A 19,666-nucleotide genomic window follows, 5' to 3' on the forward strand; every position below is an offset into this window, starting at 1 on the left:
TATTGGTTCTTGCTTGAAGCAGGTGAAACCGCTTAGTGAGAATGACCATGATGATGGTGTTCGATCTCACCCTGGTACGGCTTGTCTTCGATCTCTACATCGATGGTCGCTTTGGTTTCGTCGTCACTCAGCAAAGCGAACACATCCGGATCGTTTGTTTCAAACAATGCCGTTGTGTCTTCCCCGTCTGCGCGAACCGCTGGCACGTTCCATGACTTCGTCTCGTCTCCGACGGTCACATTGATCTGCAGATTCTCGGCAGGAATTTTGACCTCTTGTTTCGCAGCTCCATCGAGAACATAGAAGGTGAGCGCCTTCGCTTCGTCATCGTGGGTCCATTCCAAGTGATAAGCTTCTTCTCCCAACTCAATCAAATGCCCACCGTGCGGGCCTGCTTCTCCATGATCGTGATCATGATCATGATCGTGGCCTTCCTCGTGCCCGGCCGTGTCGGTCTTTTCCGACGTGCAACCAGCCAACGAAACGGGGACCGTAAATACACACAATAGCAACAGCAGCTTACCAATCTTCATTGTGCCAAGACTCCTCTTTGGGCATTTCATCATCAGATAGAAAAAGGGAACGTTGTCAGTTCTCCGACAACGAACTCCGCCATCCCCAGTTTTTCGTGGGAAACCTTCGATTATTCGACAGGAAATCACCGGCGCCAATCCTGGCCCAAAAGTCCTCGCCGAGAAGAAGCTGTTTTAGAGTGAGCTATCTTACAGTTCGATCCCACTTCCGGTGTTCGCCGGTGGGCGGTTGTCTTTCAAGAAGGCGTCAATATAAGAGAGATCGCCGCCACCTGCGTTGCGCTGGGCGGCCTCGAAGAATTTAGTGGCCTGAGCGTCTTCGCCATCGAAATGGAGCAATACCCCCACGCAAAACAGCAAGTCGGCATTTTGTGGATCGGCCACCGCGCGGCGGGCATTGGCTTCAATAATCGATGCTTTCGCAGCCGCGTTACTATCGAGCAGGCCATTCAAGGTTAGATTCGACTCGGCGACATCAGGATCTTGCTGCACGGCAAGCTTCAGTGCTTTAACCGCTTCTTCAGATCGATTAAGCGCCAAGTAGGCCAAGGCCTTGTGCAAGTGGCCCTGGGCATCCCCAGGAGCAGCAGCCACGGCATCTTTATACCGCCCAAGAGCTTCGCTATAGCGCTGTTGCCGGAATAAAGCATCCCCCGCTTGGATAAATCGGGCCGCTCTTTCCACCGCTTGCGGGCTAGGCTGCTCGATCGGCATGACTGGCTTGGCCACCATTTCCGGTATCACGAGCGGAGATGCCAAGCCGCTGAATGCTTGTTGACGCTGCGGTTGAATCGCGAAATCTCGCGGCAGCCCCATAAACTGCTTCATCGCTTGCGGGCCATAGTTAAGCTCGGCAGGTTGGGTTGGCGGCAAGTAATATTCCAGGTACTGATCTCCAGGACGGTAATACGTACCGTACGGATACAAGCTGGAATAATTGAACGGATACCCACCGCCGTAGTTAAACACGTAAGGCGTTGAATAAGGGTATCCGTAAGGTGTTAAACCAATTCCGATCGACATCCCCGATCCGCCCCAGAAACCGCCGTAACTGGGATAGCGGTATCCAAAGCCCCCGCCATGATGGTGATTATGGTGGTGGTAGTTGGCGTTCCCGTGAGAATAATTTCCGGAGTAACCGCCAGGGCGGGTGACATCGGCATAGCCACCTCGTCCCACCGTGATATTGCTGCGGCTCTTGTAATGATACTGCCCCAAACCTTGTGCTTGAGCAAAGCTTCCTGCCGCAAGGAATGCCAGAATGGACAAGATGCTAACGTAACGCACGGCAAGACTCCTCAAGCAACTAGATAGATACATTTCTATTATCAGGTCATTCTGCGGAATGGGCAAAGAGATTTGTCAAAATCGCAACGATGTTTCTGCCGGAAACCGAGGAAACTCTTTGAGGTCCGCTCTTTATTTTTAGGCAAGGATTTAACTAAACTTAGGGCAGAGATTCTGTTGTTGAGTCTCGTTCTTGTTTGTTAGATGCCTGCCGTGACCAAACTCGACCTTGAGGAATTCCTCGACATCCTGAAACAACTGGTTCGCCACCCATCGGTGGTTGGATCGGAGCACGCTTTCTTCCGTTATCTGCAGCGCGAGCTGGAAGAAACACATGCCAAGGTCACGTTGTACGAAGGGCTATTGGTTGCCAGCGGCGATCAGCCTGACCGAATGCACATCTCTGCCCACGTCGATCGGCACGGGCTAATCTGCACCGGTCCCAACGAGTTTCAGTACGCGGCCTTTGTGGCCCGTAACCGAGGCGACTTGCTAGGAGACTCGGTCTCGGAACAAACCTTCCAGACAATTGCCGAACGGTTTCACGAGCGTTTCGTTCAAGCGTATGTTCCTTGGAGCGGCACTTATCTGGGCAAGGGGACCATCAAACGATCGTACCTCTGCGAACGACGCGGGAACCTTGTGTTTGAAGTGGAAGGGCTCGACCACGTTCTGCCAGGCACCCCGGTTGCCTATCAAGACCGGTTGTCCATTTCGTACGGTCGCGCTTCGGCTCAGCTCGATAACGTCCTCACGACCGCAATGCTGATCTACCTCTTCCGCCAAGGTTTTCAAGGGACGGCCCTGTTTACGGCCCAAGAGGAAGCAGGCCGTAGCTGGCGATTCCTGCTCGAATGGTTCCGCCGCTGCGGTATCGAAACGCAAGACCTCTTGGTACTCGACACCAGCCCTTTCCCAGACATTCCTGCAGCGGATGCCCAACAAGTTGTTTTGCGAAAACGGGATGCCAATGCCGTGTTCAACCCGCAGATGGTGACTCGGCTAGAAACGGCCTGTCAAAAGTTTGGCATCCGCTACATGTTTAAAGACGAGATGCTGGCCAAACAAAATGAGCAGCGAGTGGCCGAAGGCAAGAACCCGACCTCACTAGGAAGCACCGAGCTAGGTCGTGTGGCCTCGGCTTCGGAAGGGACCATTCAAGGGGCGACACTACAAGTACCGACAACCGGCTACCATACCCCAGAAGAATCGGCGGCGTTATCTTCGATTGAAGCCATGCTCGACGTTCTGTGCGAAGTCTCTCTGGAAAGCTAACTGGCTGCGATTACGTCTTGCTTGTTAGCTGCCCGTAGGCTTTGAGAAATTGCTGCAGGAATTCTTCGTCCGTACCACGAATGATGGACAAGTATTCTTCTTTGTGTGCCGTCGCAAATGCCTGGTCAGCGGCATCTCGGCGTCCCAACTCCTGATAGCAGATTGCTTGCCCCGCATAACCAAACGCCTTGGCTTCGACATCGATCTCGCGCTGTTCCGCCAACTTTTGAAAGATGCTGAGCGATTCTTCATAGCGTTTCAATTTCAGAAGAATGATTGCCTCTTGCTGCATCGCCCGTAAGCCCCACAGCCGATTCTCTTCGTTGTTTTCCATCGGGAAATAGCGAACCACGCTGGCAAAGTAACGGGGCCGCTGCTCTAAATCGAGATCGTTGGTCCGGAACATTGCGAACAAGAATTGTTCTTCCGATGTTGGCAGGTGAGGCACTTCTGGCTCGGCTACTCCATCCAACAAATTAGGGCTCCGTGATGCCAGGGCTAAGCCTCCGCCAACAAGCAAACAAATCACCCCGGCAACCGCAAAACGCGAAATACTTCTGCCCCAGGAAGGCTTGCGATAGACGGTCATCGCCGAGGTTTTCATTACCGTGGAAAGCTCTTTCAAGCCGTCACTACGAACCGACGACAAAGAAGCCAGCTCGACAATCGACCAATCTGCGGGATCGCTGCCAAACGCATCGCTACCGAGTGCCTTTTGCACATCTCGCAGGTCGCGTAGCAACTCTGACGCGTTCTGGTAGCGATCGTCCGGCTTCTTGGCCAACATCTTATGGATCATCTGCGCCAACGGTAACGGCACGCCGCCGCGTACCTTCTCGAGACGCTCTGGCTCGGTGTTTAAATGCTTCACCGCCACGGTCAGCGGATTATCTCCTTCAAAAGGAAGCCGCCCCGCGAGAAGCTGGTAACTGGTGATCCCCAGGGAATAAATATCGCTCCGTTGATCCAGCGGCTTTCCTTCGACCTGCTCTGGGCTCATGTAGAGAGGTGTTCCCATGGTGACACCAATCTGGGTGAGATTCATGCCATCGGCATCTTGGGCAATTACACGCGCCAAGCCAAAGTCGGCGACTTTCACTTCGCCGGTTGCCGTGATGAGAATGTTCTCTGGCTTGATATCGCGGTGGACGATCCCCTGCTCGGCCGCTTTATAGAGCGCGGCGGCAACTTGGCGAATAATCGCGGCGACCAGTTTGACCTCGAGCGTCCCTTGTTTGTTGAGTAGCTGCTTGAGGTTTTGCCCAGGGACATATTCCTGGGCAATGAAATGGAGCCCATTAGAATTGCCAACTTCGTAGATCTGAACAATGTTGGCATGTGTAAGGGCAGCCGCCGCTTGGGCTTCGCGATGGAAACGTCGGACGTAAGCTTGATCTTTGGCCAGTTCTGGCTGCAAGATTTTGACCGCCACATTCCGCTTCAGGCTTTGCTGTTCGGCCAGAAAGACCTCGGCCATAGCCCCCCGACCCAACCGACGCAAGATGCGGTAGTCGCCAACGACGCGACCGGTCAGTTCCAGTTCCGTGGGCGCATCTTTCTGATTGTTGGTCAGTTCCGTCATCAAGTTTCTCAGTGAGGCAATCTCAAAAGTCGGTGAGGGCAATCAAAAAGGAGAGCGACCCAATTTCCAGTATCGATGGCAACTACCCACTTGGCAACCAAACTGTTTCAGGCGTGGCTAGATAATTTCGGGAGATCTTTCCTGCAGCCAGGCTATGGACCAGCCGCTTATGCTTCAAGATCTTCCATCCCATTCTTCTTGGGGTTCCCCTTGGGTAGGCGATCGTCAAGCCATTGCTGGTCGACAAAGTCCCCTAGTAGTTTTCGTAGGCAGGCCACGAGACCTTGGCGTACCTCGTCCCGAAATTCGGGGTCCGAACCAACAATTTCTACTTGGTGAAATCCATCCCAGCCTAACCACAGCCCCCATTCGTAGCGTACGGCTGCGTCGTTCACCCGCTGCATTACGCGGGCAGCCCAATAGCTGCCAAATTGATCGCGAAAGTCCAGCCAAGCTCGATCTTCCGGCCTGACAGCCTCGGCCCTAACCGGCCAATAAAAAGCGACCAATCCCATTCCCAGCAGCAATATTCCCATCGCCAGCAACGCACCGCCGGTCGTGACCTCGGCAGTGGCCCAAGGCAAATAGGGGTAAACCATCACCCCTTGAGCAGCCGCCAAACAAAAAGCGGCAGGGCTAAATCGGGTACCTAGGTTGTTTAACAGCTCTGCCACGAGCAAAAGCGCGAGAAAACTTCCCCAGACCCAACCAGGATCGGCCTTGCCAGCGGAATCCAAAATGCCCACACGGAAAACGGGGATACACAGCACCAACCAAAACGCAACCATCAACAACTGCCCCACCACGAGATGCCGTCGCTTGGCGCCAATCTGAGCCAAGACCGGCAGGAATAAGCTCATCGCAGCTAAGTAACGCCCGTGGTTATCAGCAATTGGCCACTGCATTTCATGGCAAAGAGCAATCGCGATTTCGCACCCCATTAGCGAAACCCAGGCCACCATCGCCCACCCCCAAGCGGCCGTCAGCGTAGTTCCTTGCAAGCTACCGCGTCCACGCATCAATAGCAGCATGCCGACGATGCCCAGCAAGAATGCCACCGTAGCCGTGATCCATCCGGGATTCAGCGGAAAATGCAACACGAGAACCAAGACCTGGTCTTCAAGGGAAACATCAATGGGAAACTTCACAGGCCTTATTCTAACGAATCGTTGGCGACGCATGCGAAGTGCCCAGTCATAACGATTATTTCGGCTAGGTTAGGCGCACCACCTGCGAAAGAGGAGCGAATGAGGCAAAATTTTTCGATGTTGCGTTTGCACAACGCTATTTGCGTGGCATGTTTCGGCAGTGCAACAAATACTCCCTCACTCAACTCCCCAAACAGAAGGAAGACTTACCATGTTTCGTATCGCCATTGCTTCGTGCTTCGTTGTGATGACCGCTGCCGGATCGGCCTCGGCGGGCCTCTGGGAAGCTTCAACGATTAGCTATCCCGGCACTCAATACGCTGCCGCCGATTGCGGTTGCTCGGCTCCTGGATACGCTACCGCAGGCTGCTGCGACAATGTCTGGGCTGGCTACTGCTCGGAAGCACGCTGCTGCCGCCCGAAAATTCATACACGCTACCACTGGTTTGCCCGCCCTGCGTGTGGCTGCCAACCTGCCCCAGCTCCTTGCTGCGGCTCGTCCATGCTCAAAGGTTGTGGCAACGACTGCCCAAGCTGCTTGGGACTTCACGTGCGAGGCTTCCGGCACCATTGCGGTCATGGCATGGATTGCGGCTGCGGAGCCCCTGCCTGCGACTCGTGCGGTGCGACTGACATCATCAGCATCGAAGAATCGATGAAGGAACACCACGCTCCTGAGGCTGCTCCAGAGGTTAAACCAACCCCCGCTGCCCCCAAGGCTGAACCGAAAGAAGCTCGTCTGCTCCCTTCGCTGCACGCCTTGCTGCCACGCAACTAGCAAATTGCTTGAAAACACGCGATTGGCTCGATCAAGCTACCTGGGGAGTGTGGTTTGCCTATGAGCCCAAAGCGTCTTGCGGGCGGATCCTGGATGGGATCCGCCCGCATTTTTTTGCTAGCCGCGATAACTTATCACCAGATAGGGTAGTGCTAGCACGAAAATACCTGATTTTCCCTAGAGAACGAGTAAACCACCGGACGATATTTATTACTGATCGAACACCGGGAGGACGGGCCGCAGGATGTGGACCGTGAGATCAAAGGCCAAAGTAGACGACGGAACGGCTACTTTCGGCCTTTTTTTTATGCGCCGACCTTTCCCTGCGCGAAAAAGGCTTGATACCCCCCAACAGACGAAACATAATCAAACACATTAAAACGGGTGCCGGATCACCCCATTGTTGAGCCATGATGGCGCCAATCCAACTTTTTGAAATTGGGCGCAAACGGGAAATGACATCGAAAACTCTTGCCGTGACTTTGATCGCTTTGTTTGGTTTTCTCGGAGCAGTCACCACCTTCTCGAAACTTTCCGCACAGGATGCTGCGGAAGCAACCGCCAAGCCAGCAGAACCAAGCGGTCGGCTGCCAACCTATTACGGAGAGATTGTCACCCAAGACCAGCGCTTGAAGATCTATGAGATTCAAAGTGGCTATAGCACGAAGATCGATCAACTCAAAGCCGAGATCGAGAAGCTCGAAACGGCAATGAAAAAAGATATGGAAGCAGTCCTAACCAAGCCACAACTGGAACGTCTCAAAGAATTGGCCCAAGAGGACGAACTTCGCCGCCAAAAGAATGAAGCAGCCAAGCGTGCTGCGGAAAAGGCTGCCGCAGCGAACGATTCGTAATCCAAGATCGCCCCAAGGGGAACGTACTGTTGCCCCTTGGCCAACGGCGAGCACTCGTAGGTTAGTGCGGCTCGGCTATTCTTTGGGCAGCCGATGCCGCTGAAAGAAGTCCCAGATCACGGCATTTGCGTCCAGATTGTGCGTCGTTGGCCCCAGCATATCTAACCGGCTTTCTTTTCCTGGCCAAGTGTGACCACCGCCGTAAATCTTCCACAAGATCACTTCGGCCGAGCCAGTCCCGGTAGCAGCGTAAGTGTACTTTTCGATCGAAGTTCCATCGTCCACTTGGGGCTCGAACTTCTCGATCTGCGGCTGAGGATTGGCCCGATTCGCGGCTACCCAATTGGCCATCGCATGATCAACCGAATGGAAATCGAGCTTCGACTTACTTCGTGCCCCCACGCCTCCTTCCCAGCGGACGAACTGGTCTTCAGTTCCATGCATGTGCATCAAAGGGACCGGTCGCTTCGGCTGACAAGCCTCGTTTCCCATCGTACCGCCAACCGGGGCAACGGCGGCAAAACGATCCGAGAGCTTATCTGCCAGCAAGTAGGCCATCATCCCACCGTTTGACATCCCGGTGGCATAAACACGGCTGGGATCGATCTGGATTCGCTGTGACAAATCGGCCAATAGCTCTTCGACAAAATGAACGTCGTTGACATCTTCACGCTGCGCATAACCACAGCACATGCCGGCGTTCCAGGTCTTCATCGATGGCATTCGGCCGGTGCCATTGGGAAACACGGTCACAAAGCCAGCCGTCTCTCCGAGTTCTTGTAATTCACAGAATCGCATCATGGTGGGGGCATTCGACAAACCACCATGAAACGTCAAAATCACCGGCCAGCCATCGCTAGGCTCGGTTGCCTGGGTCGGGACGAAAACCCACAGTTCGCGTTCACGGTCATCCACGTCCAACGTTAAACGATGCCGGCCGGATGTCAGAAGTTTAATGGGTGTGGTGCTCATGAATGTCAATTCTTAGGAACAACTAAGCTGGCTGCTTCTTGGCGTCGAGAATCGATCGTTGCAGCTGTTGCATGGTGACGATCCCCACCACCACGCCAGCCCGGCTAACGACCTTGGCCATAAGTTCGCCGGTACCTTGCAGCCGCGTAAGCGCGGAGATGCAACTATCGTTGGCGGTGATCTCTGGGAGTGGGTGGTAGTTGAGGATCTCTTCTCCATCTCCCATGTAAAGGTCGCAAACACGAACGTAACCAACCGGAATCGTCCGCTTGCCATCCTGCTGCACAATCGGAATAACCGAGAGCTGCTTTCGCTTGGCGACACGAAGAATGTTATTCACCTTCGAACCAATCTTCGCCGTCCAGACACGCGAGATTGGCGTGGCGATGGTGGTCACACGGCGGTTCGAGACCCCAAAAACCCCCTGAGCAACGCGACGTTGGGCTCGATTCAAAATGCCAAATTCGCCACCTTCCTCTAAGAAGTCTTCTAATTCGGTACGAGCCAAAGCTAAGCGAACCGTTTCGGGCGATTCCCCTAATAGCTGCTGCAATGCTCTACCCAACAGCCACAACAAAGCGGCACACGGAGCGAACAAAACCGTAAACAGAAAAAAGAACCAGCCGGTGCGACGCAGCAGCAAATTCGGAGCACGATAAAAGAAATACTTGGGCAGCAGTTCACCATAAACAAACAGAAACGGCGCCATAATCAACGGCAACGCCATTTCAGCCGCGGAACTGTCTGGAAAAAACTCGTGCGAGAACAACACAATCGCCAGCGAAACCATATAGTTCGCCACGTTGTTGCCAATCAGGGTTGTTGCGACAAACAGCGCCGGGTGATTCGTCAGGAATAGCAGAAAGCGAGATAACCAGTCGCCGCCTAGCCCATCCAGCACCAGACGCACGCGGGTAACCCGATAGAAGCCCGTTTCCGAACCGCTAAAAAACGCACTTAACAAAACCCCGATAGTAAAGATGAGGAATACGAAAAGCATCGCGTTATTCCTCCTCGTGCCGCAAGGTCATGCGAACTAATATATGCCCCTCACTCAGTTGCTCGACTACCAAAAAGTGAAACGGCCCCCAGTCAACTTCGTCGTCTACCTCAGGGATGCCGTCAAGCTCTTCCTGCAAAATCCCATTGATAGTCGCATGCCGCGTTTCGGGAAGCTCTAGTTGAAAGTGTTTTGCCATCCGCCGGACGCTGGTCATACCGGAGATCAGAAACACGCCTGGTTCGGTTTCTTCAAATGTCTTTCGCTGCAGAATACGTTCGCTGCGACCGTGCGAGTTCGAGAAAATGGTTTCCATTAAATCTCGCAGCGTGACGACCCCGATCGTTTCCCCCAACTCATTCACGATGGCGGCCACTTCGTTCTCGCTGGACAACATCTGCTGAAACACTTCCGACGCTTGGGCACACCAAGGGAACACCAGCACTTCTTGGGCGATTTCCTCTAGGTTTGTGCTTGGCAACTCGGTGGCATCGATCAGATTGATCGCACTGCCCACGTCGTCGCCTTGTTCGTCGGCGATTAATAAATAACCGCTCGGGGTCATTTCGCAGTCTAAATCTTTCAGCGATACCGGTTGCTGAAACATCTTGAAACGCATTCTTGGCCGCATCAATTCGACCGCCAAAGAATCGGAAAGACTAACAATGCCGCGCAAGGCCATTTCTTCTTGTTCGAGGACCGTACTGCTTTGCATCGACATCTGAATGGCACGTTCTAAGTCCGAAACTTGCATGTACGGTTCCGCCTGAAAGCGTGGCCAAATCAGTCGCTGCGAAATCGTACTTACGCCACGCATTAATGGTCGTATCGGATCGATCAGACGAACCGCGAATGCAATCGGCACCGCCAATAACGCTGCCAACGTAGGTGCCCGTAACACGGCCAGGCTTTTCGGCAGCATTTCGCTGAAGAAGATAATGACCAACAAAGAAACCGTCGAGAAAACCGTAGCATAGGTAGCCCCGATTTTATCTTGAAGGCGGATTCCCACGATCGAAGCGACCGCGAAATAGGCCACGTTAATCATCAGATTCCAAAACAGAATCGCCGAGAGAAGTCGATCTGGATCGGCCAGCAAAGCGGCGGCAGCACGCTGCGCCGTCGTTCCTTTACGAAAACGTTTGCGATCCTCTAGCTTCAAATAAAAGAAGGCCGCCTCCGAGGCCGAGAACATCCCAGAGCAGGCGACCAACAGCAGCATTGTCACCAACCACGGTGCAATGGCTACAATGACGTCCAACCTGCGACTCCTTTCCGAACGGATTTATCTGTGTATCACGCGCGAGCGGTTAGCTAAGCTACGCGTCGTCGGCCCCTGAGCGATGTCCGACTTCAATATCAAAATCAGTGATTGCCGGCATCAGCATGGCAATCATCGTAAAACCATACGCCATAACGGTGACGACAAACACTTCCATCCCATTGCCCAGCAAAAAGCTGACAATCGCGAAGAAGGTACCCACCGGGACGGCGGTTGCTGCGATCCCTATCGCCCGAGAAGGATTACGGTAGCCAATCGCTACGTACAATCCCAACCCGCCCCCAGCAATGAATCCCAGGAACGGGAACAACTGGAAGTGGAACGACTCGGTAAAGCTGATCATCAGCAAGATACACGTTATCACACCGAGAAACAAAAAGAAGACCGTGCCTAGACTCACGCCAATTGCCGTGCGACTGTTGGCATAGACCATACCACAATGCAAACCAAGCATGGTGACAAAGAAGTACATCACCACCAAGCCACAACTCACGTAGAAAAAGCTCTCGCCGTTCATTGCCCCGGCAAACCACAAGTAGGCGTTCACCAACAAGGGAGCAAGGATCATTTCGCGAGTTACCCACATCACGCCCCAGAGTTTGCCAAACGTGAATTCTTTGGGGCTAATGTCGGTCACCAGCAATAAGTCTAACGCTTGGCCATCACGTTCGTTCGTCACCGAGGTTACCGCCAGCGCGTTCACAATGACCAAGCTAATCAGGTACAACGGCACCATCGCCCAGGCCACCGGCGGAATCGAGGTACCAAGCTGGTCTCCTCGATAAACGGCCGTGCCACTAGCGACCATATCGTACAACAGGTACGCAGCGGCGGCGGCGAGCAGCAGATAGACGAACTTGATAATCAGCACCTTGCGGCCGTACGCCCACGTTTGCGTTTCACGCCACAAGATGGGGTTCTCCCAAACTTGGCGATGATTTTGCGTCACCTTGGTCGTACGTGCATCAACATGGCCAGCCCGCAGTGATTCGTTGTCTGGCTTGGCGGCTCCCTCCTTGGTCGAGGCTTGTTCGAGCTGAGCCATATCATGCTCGGCCCCCCAGATGCTCTCTTCTTGCTGCTGGGCTTGCATATCCTTACCGCGACGTGTTTCTCGTGAAGGATTCCAAACCCGCACCAGGGCGATCGCCGTTCCATTGAGCAGGACAATCCCCACCGCCATGATCAAAACGTGCAGGCCAGTCACGCCGCCAATCGCCGCCAAGTTGCCCTCAGTTGCCGGAAACGGGTTCGCTGCTTCCATCACCGCCCAAATCGGATTCATGGCGGTTCCCCAGTGAGCCGCCGAGATATCGAACAACCGATCAAAGAATACGCGGTCTGCGACCAGCCCGCTCATCCCCAGCAGAACCATGATCAACATGGCGGTGAGCGCCAGGGTTTGGAATGTCTTTTCTCGCCACAATGCCATGGTGCTACCAATGGTCCCGGCTGCGAGGGCCGAAATCAACGTGACCACCAGCACCCGGATGACCTGAGCCGCCGAGACGCCACCAAACAAAAACAGCGCACAGAAAACAGGAGTCGCCGCCAAAATCAGCGCAAATACATTGATCAGGCTGGCCAGCATCTTGCCTAGCACCAATTCAGAATTATTCAGCCGAGTCATCAGCAGCAGAATCAGCGTCTTGCGATCCTTCTCTTGGGCCACCGCCCCGGCAGCACTGAACGCCGCGAAGAAGATCACCAAACAAAGCTGAATCGGGGCCAAGATCTGAAATATGCTCGCCCCAAAACGAGCCATATCTCCAACGCTGGCAATGACTTGCGTACCGGCCAGCACCAGCCAGGCCGTACACATCAGCAAGAACAAAGCCGCCACGTAGACCGCGCGATAGACATAAAACTTGCTACGACGCGGAGTTACGGCCGCCTCGCGAGTAAAAACCGGACCAATAAACAAGTCCAGACTCCCAAACGGTTTACGGTGAAATCGCTAAACAGCCCATTATATCACGAACGATTCTTACGGAACCCTCAAGCTGTTTTTCGAGTTCAATTTATACGAAACTTCGTTCGATACATGCCCACCTCGCTCGATTGCCAGGCGGACTACGCCGGCCAACCCGATGTTTTTTTCTTCCTTCTTCCAAATTATCACAATAATCCACCCCTCTCTTCGCTCTTATCTCAATAGATGCCGCGATGGCGATGCGGTATTTAGGATTCCAAGGCGTTGACACATCCCACTGAACACCGGCTTACCGAAGCCGAGATTGCGGCCCTGTACCAAGAGCACGGGGAAGAGCTGCGCAGGTTTCTTTGGGGAGTCGTAGGCGATTGGAGCCAGATTCAAGACATCATCCAAACCACATTTCACAAACTGGTGGAAGTGGGACACGAAACCCAGCCGGAAAGCCGCAAGGCGTGGCTATTTCAAGTCGCCTACCGCGAAGCTCTGGCTGATCGCCGGAAAAAAGGAACCCAGAAGAAAGTCCTTGGTCAGCTGCAGGAAATTCAACCTGAACCTACCAGCGTGAACGACGATCCACTGGTTCGCGCCGAGATGACCGCTTCGATCCGGGAAGCAATCCAACAGCTTTCGCCCGACTTACAGCAAGTCTTGCGAATGCGAATTTACGAAGACAAAACATTCATCCAGATTGCCGAGGAACTCGACATTCCACTAGGAACGGCCCTGGGACGAATGCGAAACGCCATGCACAAGTTACGTGGCAAGCTGGCCTGGACCCAGCGAGACACGTAAGCATTAAGAAGACTTGTTTTATGATCCGTAGTGTTGACAGCGCCGACGGCGATTCCGATGACGATCGGTTCTTTGAAGCTGTGCGTTACCTGCTGGACGAAATGAGTCCCGAAGAATCAAGCCTTTTCGAAGAACAACTGGCCACAGATCAATCCCTGCGTGAAATCTTGGCCGAAGCGGTTCAGTTGACACAAACAACCTACGAAGCGTTTGTGCCTCTTTCCGTTCCCTCGGAGCGTACCTCGGTTGCCTCGCCTAGTACGGTCGCTCCAGGGAACGGGAATACGAAGGCCAAGCTCTTCCTGGCCCTGGCGGCATCGTTGCTGGTTGCCGTGGTGGGTGGACTTTGGCTTTACCAAAACGCCCCCCACCAAGAGATTGCTTTGCCCAGCACCACCAACGAAGAAGTTCAACTGGCCTCGGCTTGGGCCGATCACTTCGAAGCCCAAACTGGCGAAACATCGGCTCTTTGGGATGACGAGCTACTAACACTACCTGCAGGGGACATTCCCCTGGAAGAAAACGCCGACGATGCCTTGCTGGCAAGCTCTCCTTCCACGCCGCCTGCTTGGATGCTTAAAGCCCTGGCAGCTGAACAAGAGAAATCGGCTTCTCGTCCCGCCATGTAGCCCCGAACGAACTCCACTTTTTCTGAATTTAGAGATTCGCGACTTGCTAATGACTTTTGCTTTGCTTCCAACTCGTTGGCCCAGTTTTGCCGTCCTACTTACGGTGGCCACCTTCTGCGTAGCCACACCGGTTAACGCCCAGGAAAACGGCACCGCGCAGCGACGGACGGTTTCGGTGCGGACTGGCCCGCAGCAGTTAGCCCAAGCAAGCGATACCGACAACAAAGTTAGCCCACAAGAGCGACAACAACGCGAGCAAGCGGCGATCCAGTTCGCCAAAGAGCACCACCCCGCTCTGGAAAAACTGCTCCGCCAACTACGTGGGATGGATCCCAAAGAATACGGCCGAGCGATACGCGAAATTTATCGCGTCAGCGAACGGCTGAGCATGCTGAAGGAACGCAATCCTCGATCCTACGAAACGCAACTAGAACTATGGAAAGCGAACAGCAACGCCACCTTGCTGGCCGCTCGCTTGCAATTAAACCCCGACAACGACCAGCTTCGGCAGCAACTGCGCGAGGCGTTAACGCACAAACGGGCTTTACAACTCCGGTTCATGCAGGAAGAACTCGCACGTACCAAGCTTCGGGTCGAACGCCTCGAACGAAACCTGGAGCGTTTCGAGGAAGACAGCCAAACGGCCATCGATCGTCAGATGCGTCAATTAGCAGCGCCAACTCGCCCTGCGAAGAAGAGCCCAGCCAATCCAAGCGAAGGCAAGTAAGTAACTTTTACGACAGCCATCGTTTCAAGAATCAGAGTCACGGACTTTCATGGACACATCCCACGTTCTTAGCTCCGCGAAGGATAGCCGCCCAATGAACATCATCTCGCATCGCCTTTGGTTGATGGTCTTCGCCACTTCATTGGCTGCCATGCTGCCGAGTAATTCTTCGGCGGAAAGGAAGGGCAACTCGGACTCTGACATCAAAGTCGCTCCCACGATCATCGAGCGATTTTCGCCTGAGGATGTTAGCGAGACGCCTGACTTCCAAAAGCATGTCATTCCTCTGATGAGCCGGATGGGTTGCAATGGGCGTGCCTGTCACGGCTCGTTCCAAGGCCGGGGTGGTTTCATGCTCTCACTGTTCGGCTACGACTTCAAAGCCGACCATAGCGCAATCACGGCTGGTGACGAGCCGCGTGTCGATCTGAAGTCGCCCGATAAAAGCTTGATCATCTTCAAGCCCACCGATGAAGACATGCACGAAGGAGGTCAGATCTACGAAGATGGTAGCTGGGAACATCGCGTCCTTAAAAATTGGATCCAAGCAGGTGCCCAGTTCGATGCCGATCAGGTTGCCGTGCTCGATCGCCTGGAAGTGACGCCCGAGGAACTTGTCTTTTCCGAAAAAGACCAAACTCAGCAGCTTACGGCCATTGCCGTTTGGGCCGACGGTAGTCGCGAAGATGTTACGCCGTTATGCCGCTTCACCACCAACGATGATCAAGTCGCCCAGATCAACCGCGATGGCTTGGTTACCTCAAACGAGTCTGGCGACACGCACGTCGTGATTGCTTACGACAAGGCCGTTATCGCCGTGCCCGTGCTTCGTCCGGTTAGCCAACTGATTGGCGAGAATTACCCGGAGGTTCCCACCCCGACCAAGATCGACCAATTGGTCGTGCAAAAACTACGCAAGATGGGCATCGTTCCTTCCGACTTAACGACCGACGAGCAATTCCTTCGTCGTGTTAGCCTTGATATTGCCGGCACCCTCCCGACACCAACCGAGATCCGCTCGTTCGTGGCCGACACCAACCCGGACAAACGTAGCCAGAAGATCGACCAACTGCTGGAAACGCCCGCGTACGTCGCCAAGATGACCACGCTGCTGTGCGATATTACCGGCAACAACGATCAGCAGCTTGTCAACGTCTCGCCAATGCGCGTCGGGCCTGCTCAAGAGTGGTACGACTGGATCTATGACCGCGTTGAAAAGAACACGCCCTACGATCAGATTGCCGAAGGTATCATCCTGGCACGCAGCCGCCTGGAAGGAGAAAGTTATCGCGAATACTGCGAAGAGATGAGCGACATGTACCGCGAAGGGGAATCGTTCGCTGATCGCAAATACATGACCCATTACTGGGCGCGCCGCGAATTCCGCCAGCCAGAAGAACGTGCGATTGCCTTCGCCTATGCCTTCATGGGCGTACGCATTCAATGTGCCCAGTGCCACAAACACCCATTCGATGTCTGGTCGAAGAATGACTTTGATGAATTCAAAACCTTCTTCACTGGTGCTCGCTTCGCGGCCCAACCGATCCGCTCGGACAAAGACGCGTTTAACGAATACGAGGCCATGCTTAACAGCCTTGACATCGACAAGAGCCTACGTGGCAACCAGCAGCGTCGCGAGTTCGCGAAGCAACTACAAAAGGGGAAAACGGTTCCCTTCCCAGAACTGGTTGTTACTCCGGTTCGGGCCAATTCCACCCGCAACACGAAGAACAAAAAAGGCAAAGGGCTGCCATCACGATCCCCCGAAGCACGTGTCCTGGGGGAGGAAGCGATTGACCTTCGCGATTACGAAGACGTTCGCGAACCGGTCATGCAGTGGCTACGCGAAAAGGACAATCCTTACTTTGCCCGAGCGATCGTCAACCGCGTGTGGGCAACCTACTTTAGTGTAGGCATCGTCAATCCAACCGATGACCTGAGCCTGGGCAACCCACCCAGCAACGCGCCGCTGCTCGACTATTTGGCCCAAGAGTTTGTCGCGCACGACTACGATTTGAAGTGGCTGCATCGCGAGATCGCCAACAGCCGCACCTATCAGCTTTCATGGTTGCCAAACGATACCAATCGTTTCGATGTCCGCAATTTCAGCCGAGCGGTGCCCCGCCGCCTGCCTGCGGAAGTCGCTTACGACATCATCCAACAGGCCACCGCTGGCAACGATTCGATGGGATCTTACCTATCGGACATCGACCAACGGGCGATCGCCATTCCTGGCACTCGCTTGGTGGGCAATTCGTCGTATCCGTTGCAAATCTTCGGGCGCAGCGAACGGGCCAGCAATTGCGACTGCGACCGCAGCATGGAAGCCACGTTATTGCAAACCGTTTTCCTACAAAACGACTTTAGCCTGCACACTGCGATCGGCAACAACCAAAGCTGGGTCGGCGAGGTCGGACGTTCGATGAAAACTGAGATCGATAAGAAATCGACCGAAACCCAGCGAATTCAAGCTCAAATCAAGCGACTCTACGAGCAGCTAGGCACCGGGCGAGATGCCGTGGAACGCCTTACCGCCAACGGTAAAAAAGAGCGCGCCCAGGAAGTTCGCCAAAAGCTGGCCGCCGGAAAGAAGCGGCTGGAAAAATTGCGGGAACAACTTGCCCAAGCCAAAGCAGCGGAGAAGCAAAAGCCGGTCGAAGAAGTTAACTTCGACTCTCCGGCCGAGATGGTGGAAGAAGCTTACCTGAGAACTCTCAGCCGCAAGCCCAACGACCAAGAGATGAACATCTCACTGTCCCATATCAACGAAGCGAAAGACCCGGTGGCGGGACTGCACGACCTGATGTGGGCGTTGCTGAACACCAAAGAGTTCATCGTTAATCACTAGTCCGAAGCAAGAGAATCTCCTTTGCTCCGGCCACCTCCTTTCACCCAGACCACTTCCAGACAAATTACGATTCAAGGATCTTCCCATGCCCAGCAATCGAACATGTGACGGAGTACGTCGGCGCGACTTTTTGAAAGTCGGCGTCATGGGCGGCATTGGTTTGAACCTGGCCACCTATATGTCCATGGCAGAAGCCGGTCAGGTTCAATCAGGCGGCAAGGCCAAAGCAGGGATCTTCATCAACTTGAACGGCGGCCCGACGCACATCGACACGTTCGATCCGAAACCAGCCGCACCAAGCGAATTCCGTGGAGAGTTCGCTCCTATCAAAACGAATGTCCCAGGAATCGAGATCAGCGAGCACTTGCCTAAGCTCGCCCAGCAAGCCGACAAATATGTCATTCTGCGGGGCGTCTCGCATACCTTGGCCGCACACAACCTGGGGACCGAATACGTTAATACCGGCACCCGCCCTTTGGCTTCGCTGCAGTATCCGGCCTACGGCTCGGTGGTTACCAAAGAACTGGGCGGCCCTGAGGATCTGCCACCGTTCGTGGCGATTCCTCGTAGCTCTCATTCCGCCGGTTATCTCGGCGTGAAATATGCGCCTTTAGCAACCAACAGTACGCCCAAACCCGGTCAGGCTTATTCGGTGCGCGGAATCAGCCTGTCGGGTGGGCTTACTGTGGAAACGGTCGAGCGGCGGCACCGTTTACTCGCGGAACTCGATCAAACGTTCGCCGGTTTTGAATCAGACGATCAACTGCTCGATGGGCTCGACCGCTTCAGTCACCAGGCCCACTCGATCATCACCTCGAAACGAGCTCGCGAGGCGTTTGATATCGAGCAGGAAAATCCCAAATTTGCTAAACCGTTTGCAGCAGACGAGTTCAGCATGAGCTGCCTGCTGGCGATTCGCTTGATTGAAAGTGGTGTCCGTTTTGTCACCATCACCAACGGCGGCTGGGACACCCACACCGATAACTTCGCTCGGTTGAAAGACACCCTTCTGCCCAAACTCGACAACGGCCTGGCCGCACTTTTCAACGGCTTGCATACCCGCGGCTTGTTGGATTCGACCGGCGTGTTTGTGACCGGTGAATTTGGCAGAACGCCGAAAATCAACGGTCGCGGGGGTCGCGATCACTATCCTCGCTGCATGACCATGTTGATGGCCGGTGGTGGCATTCAAGGTGGCCAGGTAATCGGCGAAAGCGATGAAAAAGCAACGCTGCCCAAAGATGGCGAAGGAATCAAGCCAGACGATGCTGCCGCGTCCTTCTTCTATAACTTGGGCATCGATCACACCAAAGAATATCACACCAACACCGGCCGACCGATCACTATCGTGCGCGACGGCAAGGTTATTCGCCAGCTCTTTTCGTAGTCGCTAAGTAGCGAATTCCCGTTTTCAAACTTCGTTCCTTTTCCCCTTCCCCTTTCGGAGTCCCTGTTTTATGTCTCGTTGCAGCACCCTGTTGATGTTCGCCTTGGTGGCCTTTGTCTCGTTGGGAACCGCCATGGGCGCCGACGATGCGAAACCCAAGAAGAACCAAAAGAAGAACGCCAATCCTGGTATCTTTGGCCAAGTCGCCAAGCTCGATCTCACCGACGAACAAAAAGCCCAAGTGGCCGAAGTTCGCAAAGAATTCGGCCCTAAGCTGGCTGAACTGACCAAAGCCGTTGGCCTGACCAAGGAAGACCGCGAAGCCCGTATGGCCGCCCAAAAAGAAGCCAAAGAAAAAGGCTTGAAAGGGAAAGAACTGCGTGACTATGTCAACGCCAAAGCCCCGCTAACCGACGAACAAAAAGAAGCTCAAAAAGAAGTGAACGAGCTCAACGGTAAGATCCGGACCAAGTTGGCTAGCATTCTGACGGACGAACAAAAAGAAAAGCTCGGCCTCAATAAAAAGAAGCCAGGGGCGAACAAAAAGAAGAAGGCCGAATAGGCGTTTTCTGCGATCATTTTCTGCCGCGCACCACCCAGCACCTTCCTGCGGCAGCTCTGATCTGAGAAGCGGAC

17 protein-coding genes are annotated in these 19,666 nt (G+C 54.2%); 9 read left to right on the forward strand and 8 right to left on the reverse strand.

The features are described 5' to 3' along the window. Nucleotides 1–32: 32 nt before the first annotated feature. Nucleotides 33–533, reverse strand: a complete 501-nt coding sequence (locus DTL42_RS12070; RefSeq protein ID WP_114368980.1) for a hypothetical protein — start codon at nt 531–533, stop codon at nt 33–35. 189 nt (nt 534–722) lie between these two features. Beyond that, nucleotides 723–1,820, reverse strand: a complete 1,098-nt coding sequence (locus DTL42_RS12075; RefSeq protein ID WP_158545347.1) for a tetratricopeptide repeat protein — start codon at nt 1,818–1,820, stop codon at nt 723–725. A gap of 204 nt (nt 1,821–2,024) precedes the next feature. Here DTL42_RS12075 and DTL42_RS12080 point away from each other — a divergent pair, with 204 nt between their 5' ends. Next, on the forward strand, nt 2,025–3,095 hold the full coding sequence (locus DTL42_RS12080; protein ID WP_114368982.1) for a peptidase M42: 1,071 nt from the start codon (nt 2,025–2,027) through the stop codon (nt 3,093–3,095). 10 nt (nt 3,096–3,105) lie between these two features. On the opposite strand, the gene DTL42_RS12085 is transcribed toward DTL42_RS12080, so the two are convergent. Both DTL42_RS12085 and DTL42_RS12090 read right to left on the reverse strand, forming a co-directional pair. Next, nucleotides 3,106–4,677: a serine/threonine protein kinase gene (locus tag DTL42_RS12085; RefSeq protein ID WP_114368983.1), complete on the reverse strand. Its 1,572-nt coding sequence runs from the start codon at nt 4,675–4,677 to the stop codon at nt 3,106–3,108. Nucleotides 4,678–4,844: 167 nt separating this feature from the next. Beyond that, nucleotides 4,845–5,825, reverse strand: coding sequence for a hypothetical protein (locus DTL42_RS12090; RefSeq protein WP_114368984.1), 981 nt, complete (start codon nt 5,823–5,825; stop codon nt 4,845–4,847). Nucleotides 5,826–6,036: 211 nt separating this feature from the next. Here DTL42_RS12090 and DTL42_RS12095 point away from each other — a divergent pair, with 211 nt between their 5' ends. Beyond that, entirely contained in the window at nt 6,037–6,603 is a 567-nt protein-coding gene (locus DTL42_RS12095; protein WP_114368985.1) for a hypothetical protein, read from the forward strand. Nucleotides 6,604–7,058: 455 nt separating this feature from the next. Further along, nucleotides 7,059–7,457 (forward strand): hypothetical protein, encoded by a 399-nt coding sequence (locus DTL42_RS12100; protein ID WP_147274259.1) that lies wholly within the window; start codon nt 7,059–7,061, stop codon nt 7,455–7,457. A gap of 75 nt (nt 7,458–7,532) precedes the next feature. Here the strand turns inward: DTL42_RS12100 and DTL42_RS12105 are convergent, their stop codons facing one another. Genes DTL42_RS12105 through DTL42_RS12120 form a run of 4 tightly spaced genes read right to left on the reverse strand, consistent with a single transcriptional unit; the run spans nt 7,533 to nt 12,635 of the window. Next, nucleotides 7,533–8,429 (reverse strand): extracellular catalytic domain type 1 short-chain-length polyhydroxyalkanoate depolymerase, encoded by an 897-nt coding sequence (locus DTL42_RS12105; protein WP_114368987.1) that lies wholly within the window; start codon nt 8,427–8,429, stop codon nt 7,533–7,535. Nucleotides 8,430–8,451: 22 nt separating this feature from the next. Next, nucleotides 8,452–9,429 carry a CNNM domain-containing protein gene (locus DTL42_RS12110; RefSeq protein WP_114368988.1) on the reverse strand — a complete coding sequence of 326 codons (978 nt, stop codon included), beginning with the start codon at nt 9,427–9,429 and terminating at the stop codon, nt 8,452–8,454. A 4-nt stretch (nt 9,430–9,433) separates the two neighbouring features. Then, complete coding sequence (locus DTL42_RS12115) at nt 9,434–10,690, reverse strand: CNNM domain-containing protein (protein ID WP_114368989.1); 1,257 nt, start codon at nt 10,688–10,690, stop codon at nt 9,434–9,436. A gap of 58 nt (nt 10,691–10,748) precedes the next feature. Next, a complete protein-coding gene (locus tag DTL42_RS12120) occupies nt 10,749–12,635 on the reverse strand; it encodes an ABC transporter permease subunit (protein ID WP_114368990.1) in 1,887 nt (628 codons plus the stop codon). A 273-nt stretch (nt 12,636–12,908) separates the two neighbouring features. Here DTL42_RS12120 and DTL42_RS12125 point away from each other — a divergent pair, with 273 nt between their 5' ends. The 6 genes from DTL42_RS12125 (at nt 12,909) to DTL42_RS12150 (ending at nt 19,592) form a co-directional block, all read left to right on the forward strand. After that, entirely contained in the window at nt 12,909–13,439 is a 531-nt protein-coding gene (locus DTL42_RS12125; RefSeq protein ID WP_114368991.1) for an RNA polymerase sigma factor, read from the forward strand. Nucleotides 13,440–13,459: 20 nt separating this feature from the next. Then, entirely contained in the window at nt 13,460–14,068 is a 609-nt protein-coding gene (locus tag DTL42_RS12130; RefSeq protein WP_114368992.1) for a hypothetical protein, read from the forward strand. 49 nt (nt 14,069–14,117) lie between these two features. Continuing rightward, nucleotides 14,118–14,795, forward strand: coding sequence for a hypothetical protein (locus DTL42_RS12135; RefSeq protein WP_114368993.1), 678 nt, complete (start codon nt 14,118–14,120; stop codon nt 14,793–14,795). A gap of 94 nt (nt 14,796–14,889) precedes the next feature. Continuing rightward, complete coding sequence (locus DTL42_RS12140; protein WP_114368994.1) at nt 14,890–17,643, forward strand: DUF1549 domain-containing protein; 2,754 nt, start codon at nt 14,890–14,892, stop codon at nt 17,641–17,643. Between the two features lie 85 nt (nt 17,644–17,728). After that, the gene (locus DTL42_RS12145; RefSeq protein ID WP_114368995.1) at nt 17,729–19,030 is read left to right on the forward strand and encodes a DUF1501 domain-containing protein; all 1,302 of its coding nucleotides are present in this window, start codon (nt 17,729–17,731) and stop codon (nt 19,028–19,030) included. A gap of 70 nt (nt 19,031–19,100) precedes the next feature. Next, nucleotides 19,101–19,592 carry a Spy/CpxP family protein refolding chaperone gene (locus tag DTL42_RS12150; RefSeq protein ID WP_114368996.1) on the forward strand — a complete coding sequence of 164 codons (492 nt, stop codon included), beginning with the start codon at nt 19,101–19,103 and terminating at the stop codon, nt 19,590–19,592. The last annotated feature ends 74 nt before the right edge of the window (nt 19,593–19,666 follow it).

This window comes from Bremerella cremea (assembly GCF_003335505.1).
Classification (GTDB): domain Bacteria; phylum Planctomycetota; class Planctomycetia; order Pirellulales; family Pirellulaceae; genus Bremerella; species Bremerella cremea_A.

Excerpts from the sequence above, each read along its gene's own strand:
- DTL42_RS12070 (WP_114368980.1), bottom strand. The coding sequence starts at position 533 with ATGAAGATTGGTAAGCTGCTGTTGCTATTGTGTGTATTTACGGTCCCC.
- DTL42_RS12080 (WP_114368982.1), top strand. The coding sequence starts at position 2,025 with ATGCCTGCCGTGACCAAACTCGACCTTGAGGAATTCCTCGACATCCTG.
- DTL42_RS12085 (WP_114368983.1), bottom strand. The coding sequence starts at position 4,677 with ATGACGGAACTGACCAACAATCAGAAAGATGCGCCCACGGAACTGGAA.
- DTL42_RS12095 (WP_114368985.1), top strand. The coding sequence starts at position 6,037 with ATGTTTCGTATCGCCATTGCTTCGTGCTTCGTTGTGATGACCGCTGCC.
- DTL42_RS12100 (WP_147274259.1), top strand. The coding sequence starts at position 7,059 with ATGACATCGAAAACTCTTGCCGTGACTTTGATCGCTTTGTTTGGTTTT.
- DTL42_RS12105 (WP_114368987.1), bottom strand. The coding sequence starts at position 8,429 with ATGAGCACCACACCCATTAAACTTCTGACATCCGGCCGGCATCGTTTA.
- DTL42_RS12110 (WP_114368988.1), bottom strand. The coding sequence starts at position 9,429 with ATGCTTTTCGTATTCCTCATCTTTACTATCGGGGTTTTGTTAAGTGCG.
- DTL42_RS12130 (WP_114368992.1), top strand. The coding sequence starts at position 13,460 with ATGATCCGTAGTGTTGACAGCGCCGACGGCGATTCCGATGACGATCGG.
- DTL42_RS12135 (WP_114368993.1), top strand. The coding sequence starts at position 14,118 with ATGACTTTTGCTTTGCTTCCAACTCGTTGGCCCAGTTTTGCCGTCCTA.
- DTL42_RS12140 (WP_114368994.1), top strand. The coding sequence starts at position 14,890 with ATGAACATCATCTCGCATCGCCTTTGGTTGATGGTCTTCGCCACTTCA.
- DTL42_RS12145 (WP_114368995.1), top strand. The coding sequence starts at position 17,729 with ATGCCCAGCAATCGAACATGTGACGGAGTACGTCGGCGCGACTTTTTG.
- DTL42_RS12150 (WP_114368996.1), top strand. The coding sequence starts at position 19,101 with ATGTCTCGTTGCAGCACCCTGTTGATGTTCGCCTTGGTGGCCTTTGTC.